1 tRNA gene is annotated in these 260 nt (G+C 53.5%); it reads right to left on the bottom strand.

Annotated features, from left to right (window positions below):
* Nucleotides 1-66 precede the first annotated feature (66 nt).
* Nucleotides 67-143 (bottom strand) — tRNA-Met (locus L975_RS16990).
* Nucleotides 144-260: the final 117 nt, after the last annotated feature.

The following is a 260-nucleotide window of genomic DNA, read 5'->3' on the forward strand; positions in this document are numbered from 1 at the left end:
AGCTGCTCCATCCCGCGCCAAATTCTTTCTTTTTCTTGTCTGCCACCCATCGGTGGCACATAAAACTGGTTGCGGGGGCTGGATTTGAACCAACGACCTTCGGGTTATGAGCCCGACGAGCTACCAAACTGCTCCACCCCGCGACTGATTCTTTCTTCGCGACAAACCGCTAGTGCGTTTTGTTTAAAACTGGTTGCGGGAGCTGGATTTGAACCAACGACCTTCGGGTTATGAGCCCGACGAGCTACCAAGCTGCTCCA

The organism is Plesiomonas sp. ZOR0011 (genome assembly GCF_000800945.1).
GTDB lineage: Bacteria > Pseudomonadota > Gammaproteobacteria > Enterobacterales > CAMTGL01 > Plesiomonas > Plesiomonas shigelloides.